This is a genomic window from Pseudomonas sp. AAC, assembly GCF_000725445.1.
Lineage (GTDB): Bacteria > Pseudomonadota > Gammaproteobacteria > Pseudomonadales > Pseudomonadaceae > Pseudomonas > Pseudomonas citronellolis.
In genome coordinates, this window is the sequence record NZ_KL647100.1 from 360,316 (window position 1) to 374,456 (window position 14,141).

Below are 14,141 nucleotides of genomic sequence, written 5' to 3' on the forward strand. Positions count from 1 at the left end.
CCGGCCGCCCCGAACCGCGGGCAGCCGCACGCCTGCGCCAGGGCCGCAGGCCCGGGCGTGAATCGGAAAAACCCTGTTTCAGCGGTGCTCGGCGAAGGCCGCTTCCACCGCCAGGCCCAGGGCCAGAACCTCGTCGTCGCGGCCCTGGACCGCGGAGATCAGCGCCGAGGTCGGCAGCCCCTGGGGATCGACGCCGGAGGGGATGGCCACGCCCGGCATGTTGAGGAAGCTGCCGATCATGGTCAGGGACAGCGTGGCCATGTTCGTCGTGGCGAACAGCGCGTCGTCCCGTTCCAGCGGTGCCAGTGGCGGCGCGACGTGCCTGACCGTCGGCATCGCCAGGAAGGCGCCGTCCAGCTCGGCGGCGATGGCTTGCAGCAGGCGCTGGCGGGCCGCGCGGATCGCCGCCACCCGCTGCGCGGGAATGTCCGCCGCGCTGCGCAGGCGGCTGCTGACCCGATGGTCGATGACGCCGCCCTGCGGACCGCTGACCAGGTCCTTGAGGAAATCCCAGCCTTCGATGGCGCCCAGCCAGCCATCGCGTGGAATCAGCTGGCGCACCTCCGCCACCGCCGCGAGCCGCCGCCATTCGAGCCTGGCGCCCTGCGCTTGCAGGTGCCGCATCAGCGTTAGAAAATTGCAGCGCACCGCCGGCTCGATGCCGCCGTCGTCGAGAATGCCCGCCTCGATGACCAGCCGGCTGCCCGCGAGGGGCGCCGCCTCGATCAACGGCGCACGCAGCCCGCGCATCGCGGCGTCGAGCAGTACGCAGTCGCCCACGGTACGCGCGATGGGGCCAAGGCTGTCGAGGCTGCGGGCCAGCGGATGCACGCCCACCATCGGGTAACGTTCTGGCGAACTCTTGAACCCCGCCAGCCCGTTGAAGGCCGCCGGCACCCGCACCGATCCGCCGGTGTCGCTGCCCAGCGCGGCGCTGACGATGCCGCGCTGCACCGCCACCGCCGAGCCCGCCGACGAACCGCCGGGGGCCCTGGGCTCGACGCCCGGGAAATCCGGGGTGGGCGTGCCGAAGTGCGGGTTGAGGCCCAGCCCGGAGAACGCCAGCTCGCTCAGGTTGGTCTTGCCCAGGGCAATCATGCCGTTGGCCCTGAGGGCAGCCACCACCGCGGCATCGGCCTGCGCCGGCGGCACCTCGCGGCGGGTCAGGGAGCCGGCGAGCGTCCGGCTGCCGCGCACGTCGAAGATGTCCTTGATCGCCAGCGGTATGCCGTCCAGCGCGCTCAGCGCCTGGCCCCGGGCGCGCCGGGCATCGGCGGCGCTGGCCTGCGCCAGGGCCTCCGCGGCGAAGAGCTCGGTGAACACGTGAGCGCTGCTGCGGGCCCTTTCCAGCGCCGCAGTCACCAGCGCCAGCGCCGTCGTTTCGCCCCGTTCGAGGGCGCGGGATGTTTCTGCCAACGTAGCCATGGGTTCCTCGACTTCCTTCAGACCGGGTACCGGAATGCGCCTAGCGCAGTTCTGCGACCAACTCCACCTCGACGCAGGCGCCGCTGGGGATCTGCGCCACGCCGAAGGCGCTGCGGGCATGCTTGCCCGGCGCGCCGAGGATGTGTTCGAGGGTTTCCGAGAAGCCGTTGGCGACGATGTGGTGTTCCCGATACTGCGAACCGCTATTGACCAGGCAGAGTACCTTGACGATACGCGCGATGCGGTTGAGGTCCCCGGTCGCCGCCTGCAGGGTGCCCAGCACGTCGATGGCGATGTTACGCGCCGCGCGGATGCCGGTTTCGGTGTCCATGTCCGTGCCCAACTGGCCCACCCAGGGCTGGCCCTTCTGCTTGGCGATATGCCCGGACAGGAACAGCAACTTTCCCGATTCCACGAAAGGCACATAAGCGGCCACCGGAATACCCGGCGGGCTCAATACGATACCGGCTTCTTCGATGCGTCCGTAAATGGAATTCGAATCACTCATTTCGACTCTCTCGGAATATTATAAGCAGCAATAAAACTCAAACTTTAGAGCGACACTAACAGCTGAACTTTCGACGCTAGATTCTTTCAATCCGAGGCTTGATACAAGTTACTCTTTTCATCTAACCTGTAAATCAAACTAACATCTCAGCCTCGTGCAAGAGGGACTCCGAAATGCCCAGCATTCCTCCGCTCGCCAGCCTCCGCGCCTTCGAGGCCGCGGCGCGCCTGCGCAGCGTCACCAAGGCCGCGGCCGAGCTGAACGTCACGCATCCGGCCATCAGCCACCAGATCAAGCAGCTCGAGGACCACTTCGGCGTGCAGATGGTGCAGCGCGTCGGACGCGGGATAGTGCCCACGCCGATTGGCGAACAACTCTCAAATCTACTAACGGATTCATTCCAGCAGATCGAGAACTTCTGCGATGAAATAATCCGCTCCAAGAAAGGCAAGACACTGTCCGTCGCCTCGGTTGCCTCATTCGCTTCACGCTGGCTCATTCCGCGACTGCCGAAGTTCATGGCGGCCCATCCGGATATCGATATCCGGGTCATTTACGCGCCCCATGAAATATTCGAGATGCGCAGTGACTGCGATGTCGTGATCCGTTACCAGGCACACCCCGTCGCGGCCAATGAAGTGGGCGTCGAACTCTTTTCCGGTGAATCCCGCCCCCTGTGCAGCCCCGCCTTCGTGGCCCGCTACGGCGACCTCTCGACGCCGGAGAAGATCGCCCGCGTACCGCTGCTGCACGACAACGACCGCGAGGTCTGGGCCTCCTGGTTCAAGTCCGCCGGCGTCGAGCTCAACGCCCCGCTGGCCGGCATCGTCTACGAAGATTTCAACCTGATGAGCACCGCCGCCATCGCCGGCCACGGCGTGGCCCTGTGCCCGGTGGAGCTGGTGCGCGAAGACATCGCCCAGAACAACCTGGTGGTGCTGTCCGACATCGGCGTCAAATGCGATGGCAACTACCTGCTGTTGCACCGCAAGGTACCGAGCAACACCGTGCTGACCTTCCGCGACTGGATGCTCAAGGAAGTGAAGCGCGACGCAGGCAAGCCGGCTCGCGACTGACTTGCGCCGCCCAGGGCTCCGGCTCAGTGCTCGAACAGCCGGCCGAAGCCCTTCACCGGCGCAGCAGCCTTGCCCAGGCGCAGGGCATGCCAGAAGGTGGCCTGGTTGCTTGAGATGACGAACTTGCCGGTTTCCCGTTCGAGCCTTTCGATCACGTTCAACGAACGGATGGCGGTGCACGACAGGAAGATCGCGTCCGCGCTTTGCCAATCCAGCGCAAGCGCCTGTTGCAGCAACAGCTCCTCGCTGATTCGCGCATGGTTGTCGTCCAGGTCGACGCCCAGGCACGCCACGCTGCTTAGCTCCAAGCCATTGGATTCGAAGAACGCCACGGCCGCCTCGGTCACCGACAGCGTATAGGGCGTCAGCATGGCCACGCGCTTCGCACCGACCGCGCGCAGGGCCTCCACTACCGCGATCGCCGGATTGGTCACCGCGATGCCCTCGCGGCCAAGCTGCACGGCGGCCTCCACTTCCGGCGTGCCGATCAGCATCGAGGCGGCGGTGCAACCGAACACCGCCACGTCCAGCCGTGAACGCGGCAGGATGAGCTGCGCGATGTTGGGCAGCTCGCGCTCCAGTTCGCGGAAGGTCTCCTCGGTGTTCGGCTCGCGAAGCCGTATCCGGGTGGTGAACACGGCCACCTCGTCGGTATTCGCCATGCGGTGGAAGTCACGCTCGATGGCGACATCGGCGGACAGCGCGATCAGGCCGACGCGCAGCTGTTCGCCATAGGCGGGGCCGGCGGGGGTGGGAATGCGGATTTCGTTGATTTCAGCGCTCATCGTTGCTCCAGCTCAGAAGAAGGTACGTATGGCCGAGCGGACGTCGTAGACATCGTCCACCACGGGGATCAGTTGCCACTTGTCGAAGGTGGTGCAGGGATGGGAAATGCCGAAGCCGATCAGGTCGCCGACCTGCACGTCGGCCTGCGCGTCGCACTGCACGAATGCGTGCTGGTCGTTGAGGCGGGTCACCCGGTACTGCGCATCCAGCGCCCTGGGCCGGGGGCCGAAGGCCGGCCGGTAATGCAGGCGCGCCACCGGCATCTCGAAGTCGAAGCTGATGTCGCGCTTGCCCACGGTGACGATGAAGGTCCCCGGCTCCGGGCGGGACTGGACGATGCCCCACACCTCCAGCGCCCCCGCCAGGTGCGGGGCGATGCCATCCAGTTCCGGCTGGCGCGCGAGCAGGCGGTCGAAGGCCCGCGCATAGGCCAGGTGGTCGTGGGCGAGGTAGCAGCCGCTGCGGATCACCACCACCTGCCCTTGCGGCGCGCGCCACTCGCTCAGCCGCTTCACGACGATGTCGAAGTATTCCGACCCGCCGCTGGACAACACGATCTCCCCTGCCGCGAACCACCCCGCCGCCAGGCAGTCGCTGGCGAGCCCGAGCATGGCCTGGAGCATGCGCTCGATGCGCGGCAGCTTGTCTTCCTCCGGCAGCCCGGGGAACACGCTTTCGTAGGACTCCAGGCCACGCAGCTCGACGATATCGCTGCCAGCGATGCGCTGCGCCAATGCGCGCGCTTCGGCTGCATCGCGCAGGCCCGTGCGGCCACCCGGCGCGCCGACTTCCAGCAGCACGCCGAGGCGGCGTTTCAGCGCCCTGCCCCGCCCGCCTTCGAGCAGCGCCTCCAGGGACGACGCGGAGTCGACTATCACCAGCAGCTCGGCACCCTCCTCTCGCGCCAGCTCATCGAACAGCAGGGCGACGTTCTGCCGGCCGAGCACCTGATTGGCGATGAGGATGCGCGGCACACCGAAGCGGCGCAGGACCGCCACCTGGTTCGCGGTGGCAGCCGTCAGCGCCCAGGCGCCGTCTTCCAGCTGGGCCTGGAACAGCTGCGGCGACATGCTGGTCTTGACGTGGGGCGCGATCCGCGCGCCGGTATGGCGCAGGAACGCTTTCATCCATTCGCGGTTGTTCTGCACGGCGCTGCGCTTGAGCACCGCGACGGGGAACGCCAGATCCTGGTTCAGCAGGTTCCAGCCCTGCTGGCCGATCTCGCGGAACGCGATGGGCGCCAGTGTCGGCGGCAGGCCCTTGCAGGTGCCGTCGACCGGCTGCGCATCCAGTGCCTGCATGGCCCGCTCGAAGGCGGCGGGCAGTTTCGGCTCGATGTCGTTCATCGCGCGGCCCGTCATGCCAGGTAGCGCAGGGCGATGTCGGCGAAGATGCGCGCGGAGGCTTCGAGCTTGTCGAGCTCGACGTACTCGTCCACCGAGCCGCTTTTGCCCACTTCGCCGGGGCCGATGATGACCATGGGGACGTTGAGCGCGGGCGCTATCACCGCGGCGTCGGAGTAGTAGGAAACCCCGGTCACCACCGGCTCGGCGCCGCGCTCGGCGGTCACCGAGGAAACGCACAGCGAGACGAAGGGGTGCTCCAGCGGAGTGTCGATCGGCGGCTTCTCGTCGACGACTTCCAGGCTGACGTGGGGGCCGGCGATGGCCTGGAACTGCTGGACCACGTCGTCCGCGGTGAGGCCCGGCACGGTGCGGATGTCGATGCAGGCGTGGCACTCGGGGGCGATCAGCGGCCAGGAAATGCCGCCCTCGATCATGCCGACATTGACGGTCGGCGAGCCCAGCATCGGATGCACCGGGGCCTGCAGCTTCAGGTCGCGCACCCGGCAGAGGAACTCGGCCATGCGCAGGATCGCGCTGCCGCGATCGCCAGTGCGGTCCGCGGAGAAGGCGTTGTGGCCGTACTCGCCCTTGGCGGTGGCGCGAATCCACAGGGCGCCCTTCTCGGCGGTGAAGACGTCGAGGGAAGTCGGCTCGCTCACCAGCAGCGCACCGGCGCCGGCCAGCGCGCCACTTTCCACCAGGTGCTTGGCGCCCAGGCAGCTGGAGTTCTCCGCCGCGCTGAAGGCGAGGATCAGGTCGCCCTGGAGTTCGTCCTTGCGCTGCTGCATGGCGATGCCGGCCACCACCATGGCGGCCAGCGCGGCCTTCATGTCGGTGGCGCCGCGGCCGTAGAGGCGGCCATCCTTCACCAGCGCGCCGAAAGGCGGCACGCTCCACTCGGCCTCGTTGACACTGATGGTGTCCAGGTGGGCGGAGAAGATCAGTGCCGGGCGCTGGCCCTTGCCCTTGATCCGGGCGACCACGTTGGCGCGGTTCTCGCCGATGGATTGCAGTTCGCTTTCGATGCCGAAGTCGGCGAGTACCGAGGCGACCAACTGGGCGGCCGGCAGCTCGTTGCCCGGCGGATCGAAGGTGACCAGTTGGATCAGCCGGCGGGACAGATCGAGAAGCAGGGTGTTGTCGATGTCGCTCATGAAACCTTCTCCAGGGCAGTGAGTGTCGCTCCCGCGTCGGCGCGGGCGGCGAGCATGATCGGTACGGCGGGAGCATCCACGGGGGCTCGTCCCGGCCGCTGGAGCCAGTTAACGGTCTCCCGCACGGGGGCTCAATTGATTAAATTTGCGTACCTGTAAGCTGGGCTTACACGAGCCCGGGCCCTGCAAGGACGCGCCTCGCCGGCCGGCGGTCGGGCATAAAAAACTGCCGCCGCACCGGGTGGGCGCGGCGGCAGAAAGCGTGGCAAACGGGTGTTTCGAGGCGCCTCAGCGGGCGTTGAAATGGCCCCAGGCATCCGCGCTGGTGTAGGTGGTGACCTGCTTGAGTTCGAGGAACTCGTGCATGCCCCACTCGCCCAGCCCGCGACGGAACCCGCTCTGCTTCACCCCGCCCCAGGGCGCCTGGATGAAGGCCGGCCCCGAGCAGTTGGCCCAGACGATGCCGGCGACCAGTTGCGCGGCGACCCGCTCGCGGCGTTCGCCGTCGTCGGAGAGCACCGCCGCAGCCAGGCCGTAGCGGCTGTCGTTGGCCAGTTCAATGGCCTGCGCCTCGTTGCCGAAGCGGGCGACGCAGAGCACCGGGCCGAAGACTTCCTCGCGCCACAGCACGTTGTCGCGGGAGACATCCAGCGCCACCGTCGGTAGGTAGAAATAGCCCTTGTCCAGTTGCCCGGGAGCCTCGCCGCCGCACAGCAGCCGGGCGCCCTGCTCCACGCCCTGGCGGACCAGGGCGGCGACGCGCTCGCGCTGGGCCGCGCTGATTAGCGGGCCGACCTGGGTCGAGTCGTCCAGCCCCGCTCCGACGCGCAGGCCCTGCACCGCGTGCCGCAGCTTCTCCAGCAGCGCGTCGAAGATCGAGTCCTGCACCAGCACGCGGCTGGTGGCGGCGCAGACCTGCCCCTGGTTGTACATCGAGCCCATCAGAATCCACTCGACCGCATGGTCCAGGTCGACGTCGTCGAAGACAATCATCGCCGACTTGCCGCCCAGCTCCAGCGCCAGGTCGCCGATCAGATTGGCGCGCGCCTGCATGACCTTGCGGCCCGACTCCGTGCCGCCGGTGAAGGACACCTTGGCAATGCCCGGGTGCGCGGCCACGGCGGCACCGCATTCGCTGCCCAGCCCGCACACCACGTTCAGCACGCCGGCCGGCAGCCCCGCTTCTTCGGCGATGCGCGCCAGGCGCAGGGTGGTCAGGGAGGCTAGCTCGGAGGGCTTGAGCACCACCGTACAGCCCGCTGCCAGAGCCGGCGCCACCTTCCAGGCGGCGTTCACCAGGGGGAAGTTCCACGGCACGATCAGCCCGACGACGCCCGCCGGCTCATGGCGCAGCTTCACTTCGAAACGCGGGTCGGACACTTCTACCGGCGTGCCCTGCTGGCCGTCCAGCGCTTCGGCAAGTCCCGCGTAGTATTCGAAGCAGGCCACGGCGTCGCTCATGTCGTAGCGCGCCTCGGTGATGGGCTTGCCGCAGTCGCGCACTTCCAGCTCGGCCAGGGCGCCGGCCTGTTGCTGGATGCCGGCGGCGATCGCCCGCAGCAGACGGGCCCGCTGCGCGCCGGTGGTGCGGCGCCAGCCGGCGGCCAGGGCGGCTTCGGCGGCCTGCACCGCGGCGTCGACCTCCGCCGCGCCGCTGCGCGGGATTTCCGCGAAGTTTTCTTCGCTGGCCGGGTCGGTCACCGGCAGCGTTTCGCCGGACAGGCTCTGGCACCAGCGCCCATTGATAAAGTTGAGATTCTGCATCGTTGCCTTCTTCGGTGTTGTTGCTGGACAGCTGTCGTCGAGCCTCAGGCCGGGATCTTCAGGCCGTTGCGACGCTCTTCGACGATGAGTTCCGCAGCGCGCTCGCCGATCATGATCGAGGGCGCGTTGGTATTGCCGCCGACGATGGTCGGCATGATCGACGCATCCACCACCCGTAGCCCGCGGATGCCATGGACGCGCAACCGGGCATCGACCACGGCCATATCGTCGCTACCCATCTTGCAGGTCCCCACCGGGTGGTAATGGCTGCCGGAGAGGTAGCTCATGTACTGGTCGATCTGGGCGTCGGTGGTGCAGTTCCGGCTTTGCGCGAACTCTTCGCCCACCAGGGCCCGCAGCGGCTCCTGGCGGAACAGTTCGCGAGCCAGGCGGAACGCGCGGCGGTTGGTGGCCTTGTCGGCCTCGTCGCTGAGGAAGCGGTGGCTGATCCGCGGCGGGTCCAGCGGATCGGCGGAATTGAGCGTGACCTCGCCGCGGCTCCGGGGGCGGCAGACCGCCCACTGGATCGCCAGGGCATGGCGGCGCGGCCAGGGGTCGTTGGCGCTGTTGGGGTTGACCGCGCTGGGGAACATCAGGAACTGCACGTCGGGCCGGGCAAGCTCCGGCAGCGTCTTGACGAAGGCCAGGGCGTTCATCGGGAATACCGAGAACGGCCCCTCGCGGCGCACCACGTACTGCAGCAGCGCGGACACGGCGTTCACCGGGTTCATCAGGCGGTAGTAGGTGTCCGAGGTGCGGCTTTCGTACTGGATGGTGGAACCGAAGTGGTCCTGCAGGTTCCGCCCCACGCCGGGCAGCACGTGGCGGGTGGCGATGCCGTGCTCGGCGAGCAGCTCGGGATCGCCGACGCCGGAAAGCATCAGCAGTTGCGGGGACTGGTAGGCGCCGGCGGACAGCACCGTGTCCATTCGCGCGCGGAAGGTCGCCTCCCTGCCCTTGTGGCGCACCACCACGCCCTCGCAGACGTCGCCGTCGAGCAGCAGGCGACAGGCGACGGCGCCGGTCAGGATGGTGAGGTTGCCGCGGTCCTTCGCCGGCCGCAGGTAGGCGCGCGCCGACGAGCAGCGGGCCACCGATTCATGGGTGTGTGTGTACTGCGACCAGGCGAAGCCTTCCTGGCTGGGGCCGTTGTAGTCCGGGTTGGCGGCGAAGCCCATGCGCGTGCCGGCGTCGATGAAGGCCTGGTAGACGCTGTGCTGGTAATGCCCGAACGAGGTTTCCAGCGGCCCGCTGTCGCCGCGCAGCGGGCTCGGCCCCGCCTCCCAGCGCTCGGAGCGCATGAAGCACGGCAGGACCGAGTCGAAGCCCCAGCCCGGGTTGCCCAGCGCTTCCCACTCGTCGTAGTCCAGGGCGTTGCCGCGCACGTAGAGCTTGCCGTTGATCGACGAACTGCCGCCCAGCACCCGCCCGCGCGGCAGGTCGAAGCGCTGGCCCTGCAGCTCGGGCTCCGGCTCGGACTTGAACGACCAGTCGTAGCGGGTGCCCACGGTGACGGCCTCCCCCAGGGGGAAGGAGAAGCGTGGGTCCCAGTCCTTCGGCCCGGCCTCCAGCAGCAGCACCGAGACCGCCGGGTCCTCCGAAAGTCGGCCCGCCAGGGCGCAGCCCGCCGATCCGGCGCCGACGATGATGTAGTCGTATTGCTTGGAGCCACTCATGCTTTCTTCCCCGAAACCCGCTTCTCGCCGGGTGTTAGCTTGTTGACGGCCGCCCGCACGATGCGGTCGACCGAGATTGCCAGCGCCGCGATGCCCAGGCCCGCGATCAGGCCCTGGCCCGGCTGCACGCGGCCGATGGCCGAGAGTGTTTCCGCCTCCAGCCCCTGCGCGCCCACCAGGGCGACCACGATCAGCATGCCGAAGGACAGCATGATGGTCTGGTTGACCCCCAGCAGCATCTGCGGGAACGCCAGCGGCAGTTGCACGTGGAAGAACTCCTGCAGCGGCGTGCAGCCGTTCATGCGGGCGACTTCCTTGTACTCGCCGCCCACCTGCTGGAGGCTCGCGGCGACGTAGCGGCTTACCGGCGCGAGGCCGAACAGGACGATGGCGACGAAGGCGGCGAAGTCGCCCACCTCGAAGAGCACCACCACCGGAATCAGGTAGACGAAGGCCGGCAAGGTCTGCAGGGTGTCGGCGAATACCTCCAGCACCGCGTAGGCCCGGCGGTTGAGGCCGGCCAGGATGCCCAGCGGCAGGCCCAGGGCGATGGCGGTGAGGGTCGAGACCATCACCAGGTACAGCGACAGCATCGCCTTGGGCCACAGGCCGAACAGCGCCACGGCGCCGAGCAGCAGCACCACCATCGCCGCCAGCCTGCGCCCGCCGACCGCCAGCGCCAGGGCGCCCATGCCCAGCAGGGTGGTGAGCCAGCCGAAGGCGCCGAACAGCTCGCGGGCCGGGCGCAGCAGCCAGGAAATCATGCCGTCACGCAAGGCCGACAGCTCGGCCTGGTAGGCGAGGTTGAACACCCGCAACTGCTGGTTGAGGAACTTGCCCGGCTGGAACTCCAGCGCGCTGGGGAAGTGCGCGGCCGCCGGGAAGAACCACACGGCAACCACGCCCAGCAGCACGATGGCCAGACACAGCGGCAGCAGCGGCAGCCTGCTGCGCGCCTGACCCTGCTCGGGGCGGCGCATGACCCAGGTACGGCAGGCGCGATCGAGCATGATGGCCATCAGGGTGATCGCCACGCCAGCCACCAGGGCGCCACCCAGGCGCATGGACTTCAGGCCCTTGAGTACCTCGGCGCCCAGGCCTTCACCGCCGATGATCGCGCAGATGATTACGGTGGAGAACGTCAGCATGATGACCTGGTTCAGGCCCGTGAGCAGCGTCGCCCTGGCCGCCGGGACCTGCACGCTCCAGCAGCGCTGGCGCGGGGTGCAGCCGGTGATCTCGGCCAACTCGATGATCGAGCGCGGGGTGCGACGCAGGGCGAAGGTGGTGATGCGCGCCATCGGCGGCATCGCGTACACCACCAGCGCCACCAGGCCGGCGACCGGACCGAAGCCGAAGAACACCACGATCAGCACCAGGTAGGAGAAGATCGGCAGCGTCTGCATGGTGTCGTAGAACGGCTCCAGGATCGCCTCGGCCAGCGGGTGCCGGTACGCCAGGATGCCCAGCAGCAGCCCCAGCCCGCAGCCGATGGGAATGGCGACCATCACCGTCACCAGTGTCTGCAGCGCGGAGTCCCACAGGCCGGTGAACAGGAAGTACGCCAGGCACGCGCCCACCAGCAGGGCCAGGCGCTTGCCACCGAAACGCAGGCTGGTCAGCAGGCACACCAGGGCCACGGAGAACCACGGGATGGCGGGAATCCACAGCGGGCCGCCGCCGAACAGGCTGAACCTGAAGCCTTGGGTCAGCACGCCGGTGAGTAGGCGCTCCGGCCACGATAGCAGCGACGCTATTGCCCGGGTGAGATCGACGAGGGTCCAGGGCCCGACGCTGAGCGCGGTGACCGCGCCGAGAAAGCGGGTGACGTAGCTGCCGGCATCGACCGCCCAGGCCTGCGGGAAAGTGCGCGCCCACTCCAGTTGGTTGAGCAAGGCCAGCAGGCCGAGGGCAAGCGCCGTCAGGGCGACACTCAGCAGCGGGCGCAGGGCCTTGCCCGTGCGCGGCTTGCCGGCGGAAGCGTTGTTGTCCGGGGTGGCCGGCTCTGCGAGCAGGTTCGTCATGGCAGGACTCGTCATTTCTTCAACCACTTCGAGTAGGAGACCCGGGAAACCTGGCCGACGACGGCGCCGTCGGCGTCCACCACGGCGATGGGGCGGTCCGCTTCGATCAGGCGCTGGGCCGCCTGGCCGACCTTCATCTCCAGGCTGAACGGCGCTTCGCCGTCCATGTCGGCGCTGGCGGGTTCCAGCAGCGCCCGCAGCGAAACCACCTTCTCCCGCGGGATGTCCTGCACGAACGCCTTCACGTAGTCGTTGGCCGGCCGCAGCACCAGGTCCTCCGCGGTGCCGATCTGGAGGATCTCGCCGTGCTGCATGATCGCGATCCGGTCGCCCAGGCGCACGGCCTCGTCGAAGTCGTGGGTGACGAAGACGATGGTCTTGCGCAGGCTCGACTGCAGGCGGATGAACTCGTTCTGCATCTCCTTGCGGATCAGCGGGTCGAGCGCGGAGAACGGTTCGTCGAGGAACCAGATCGCCGGGTCGGTGACCAGGCTCCGGGCGATGCCCACGCGCTGCTGCTGGCCGCCGGACAGCTCGTGAGGGTAGAAGGATTCGCGGCCGGCCAGGCCGACGAGCTCGAGAACCCGCCGGGCCTCCTGCAGGCGCTGTTCGCGCGGCATTCCGTTCATGCGCAGCGGGAAGGCGATGTTCTCCAGCACCGTGAGGTGCGGCAGCAGGCCGAAGTTCTGGAAGACCATGCTGATCTTGCGCCGGCGGATGTCCCTGAGCTGCTGGCTGGTGGCGCTGGCCAGCGACTGATTGGCGATCATCACCTCGCCACAGCTGAGCGGGTAGAGCCCGGTCAGGCAGCGCAGCAGCGTGGACTTGCCCGAGCCGGAGAGCCCCATGAGGATGAAGATCTCACCCTCGCGCACTTCGAAGCTGGCTTCGCGCACGCCGGTGATGTAGCCGAGCCTGCCGAGTGTTTGCGCGTCGCGCGGCTGGCTTGCATTGCTGAGATAGCGCTCGCAGTCGGTCCCGAATACCTTCCAGACGTCGACGGCCTTGAGGGCAAGAGACTCGTTGTTCTGTACAGAAGTCGACACAATCATTACTCCCACGAAACCCGATGTTCGGCTGTTCGACGATTGCCCCAGGGCAATGCCCGTTGAACGGCCGACCGCTATTTCGCCCAGCCTTGCACCAGGTCCGCGTGCGCGGATATCCAGGTGTCGGCCTCCTCCTCGGGGGAACTTCCTTCGTTGTCGATCTGGTCCATCGCCTTGGCGACGGCGCCCTTGTCCAGGGTGAACTTCTGCAGGATCTTCTCCGCCACCGGTATTCGCGCGAACGCGGCCTTGTTGCCCAGCTTCAGGACGTCCACCTCCGGGCGCGAGTCGGGGAATTGCACGAAGGCGCCGGGGTTCTTCTCGGTGAACCAGTTGGGCGTGTACATCCAGCCCAGGATGGGTTGCTTGCGATCGATCGCGCCCTGGAAGGTCGCCAGCAGCGCGGCCGGGGAACCCGAGTTCACCAGGGCGAAGGGCAGTTCGAAGTGGCTGATGCGCTCATCCGAGCGCGAACCCCAGTCCGCCGGCGCATCGACGAAGCGCCCCTTGGGCGCGGTACCGGCGGTGGCGAGGGCCGCCGCGCACTTCGGCTGCTTGAGCGCTTCCCACGAGGGCAAGCCCGGGCAGACCTCCACCAGGTACTGCGGATACCACCAGCCCTCGGTGACCTTCACGCCGGTAGGCCCGTAGTTGTTGACCTTGCCGGAGGCCAGGGCGGCCTTGGTCATCTCCACACCCGTGGTCTGCCATGCGCCCAGGGTCACGTCGATATCGCCCGTCTGCACCGCGGTGTACTGCGCGGCGGAGTCCACGGTGACGTATTTGACCTCGTAGCCCGCCTGCTTGAGCGCCTGGCCGTACACGGCGGCGATGAAGTCCGAATCCGATGAGTTGATGAACGAGATCTTCACCGGTTCGGCCACCTCGGGAACGGCCGCCTGGACCGTGGCGATGGAGGCTCCCAGCAACGCCAGCATGCTGATGATCAACTGGCCTGACTTACGATTCTTCATACTCGAACGCCCTCGATGAATTGTTCTTGGAGGATTGGGCAGTGGTCATGGGTACGGCAGGAATTCGTTCTTGTTCTTCACTTCGGTTCAGCAATGGCCGCTCCGGTAAAAACGGATTACAGGAGCGACCGCCGTGGACTCACAATGCCCCCGAGGACGGGGCCCAACAAGTCACTTTTTTTGGCCACCTGTAAACGCCATGAACGGTTCCGGCAAAGCCCGCGCAGGCCCATGGCCGTGCGGCTTCTGGGCTGTTCCGAAGAGGCCGTTCGCGCCCTCGCCCGCCTTCGCGAAACGCATGGGTTCCATGAGTTTTGCCCGTTTTGGAAAAACCCCGGGCGCGGCCTAGTCTGGGTTCG

11 protein-coding genes are annotated in these 14,141 nt (G+C 67.6%); 1 reads left to right on the forward strand and 10 read right to left on the reverse strand.

The window, feature by feature from the left end; all coding sequences use genetic code 11:
* Positions 1-78: 78 nt before the first annotated feature.
* Together FG99_RS25000 and FG99_RS25005 are read right to left on the reverse strand one after the other, a co-directional pair.
* Entirely contained in the window at positions 79-1,425 is a 1,347-nt protein-coding gene (locus tag FG99_RS25000; RefSeq protein WP_009621931.1) for an amidase family protein, read from the reverse strand.
* A gap of 40 nt (positions 1,426-1,465) precedes the next feature.
* Positions 1,466-1,933, reverse strand: coding sequence for a RidA family protein (locus FG99_RS25005; RefSeq protein WP_043272826.1), 468 nt, complete (start codon positions 1,931-1,933; stop codon positions 1,466-1,468).
* 173 nt (positions 1,934-2,106) lie between these two features.
* On the opposite strand from FG99_RS25005, the gene FG99_RS25010 reads away from it, so the two are divergent.
* Positions 2,107-3,009: a LysR substrate-binding domain-containing protein gene (locus FG99_RS25010; RefSeq protein WP_009621927.1), complete on the forward strand. Its 903-nt coding sequence runs from the start codon at positions 2,107-2,109 to the stop codon at positions 3,007-3,009.
* A 23-nt stretch (positions 3,010-3,032) separates the two neighbouring features.
* On the opposite strand, the gene FG99_RS25015 is transcribed toward FG99_RS25010, so the two are convergent.
* The 8 genes from FG99_RS25015 to FG99_RS25050 all read right to left on the reverse strand — a co-directional run bounded on the left by FG99_RS25015 (position 3,033) and on the right by FG99_RS25050 (position 13,782).
* Positions 3,033-3,794 carry a maleate cis-trans isomerase family protein gene (locus FG99_RS25015; RefSeq protein ID WP_009621924.1) on the reverse strand — a complete coding sequence of 254 codons (762 nt, stop codon included), beginning with the start codon at positions 3,792-3,794 and terminating at the stop codon, positions 3,033-3,035.
* 12 nt (positions 3,795-3,806) lie between these two features.
* Positions 3,807-5,141 carry a type III PLP-dependent enzyme domain-containing protein gene (locus FG99_RS25020; RefSeq protein ID WP_051879236.1) on the reverse strand — a complete coding sequence of 445 codons (1,335 nt, stop codon included), beginning with the start codon at positions 5,139-5,141 and terminating at the stop codon, positions 3,807-3,809.
* An 11-nt stretch (positions 5,142-5,152) separates the two neighbouring features.
* The gene (locus FG99_RS25025; RefSeq protein ID WP_009621920.1) at positions 5,153-6,295 is read right to left on the reverse strand and encodes a M20 family metallopeptidase; all 1,143 of its coding nucleotides are present in this window, start codon (positions 6,293-6,295) and stop codon (positions 5,153-5,155) included.
* Positions 6,296-6,583: 288 nt separating this feature from the next.
* Positions 6,584-8,059, reverse strand: a complete 1,476-nt coding sequence (locus tag FG99_RS25030; RefSeq protein WP_043272827.1) for an aldehyde dehydrogenase family protein — start codon at positions 8,057-8,059, stop codon at positions 6,584-6,586.
* A 44-nt stretch (positions 8,060-8,103) separates the two neighbouring features.
* Entirely contained in the window at positions 8,104-9,735 is a 1,632-nt protein-coding gene (locus tag FG99_RS25035) for a GMC family oxidoreductase (protein ID WP_009621915.1), read from the reverse strand.
* Positions 9,732-11,759, reverse strand: coding sequence for an ABC transporter permease (locus FG99_RS25040; protein ID WP_051879238.1), 2,028 nt, complete (start codon positions 11,757-11,759; stop codon positions 9,732-9,734). The genes FG99_RS25035 and FG99_RS25040 overlap by 4 nt, the downstream gene beginning before the upstream one ends.
* 11 nt (positions 11,760-11,770) lie before the next feature.
* Positions 11,771-12,805, reverse strand: coding sequence for a quaternary amine ABC transporter ATP-binding protein (locus FG99_RS25045; RefSeq protein ID WP_081884733.1), 1,035 nt, complete (start codon positions 12,803-12,805; stop codon positions 11,771-11,773).
* A 77-nt stretch (positions 12,806-12,882) separates the two neighbouring features.
* The gene (locus tag FG99_RS25050; RefSeq protein ID WP_009621909.1) at positions 12,883-13,782 is read right to left on the reverse strand and encodes a glycine betaine ABC transporter substrate-binding protein; all 900 of its coding nucleotides are present in this window, start codon (positions 13,780-13,782) and stop codon (positions 12,883-12,885) included.
* Positions 13,783-14,141 lie beyond the last annotated feature (359 nt).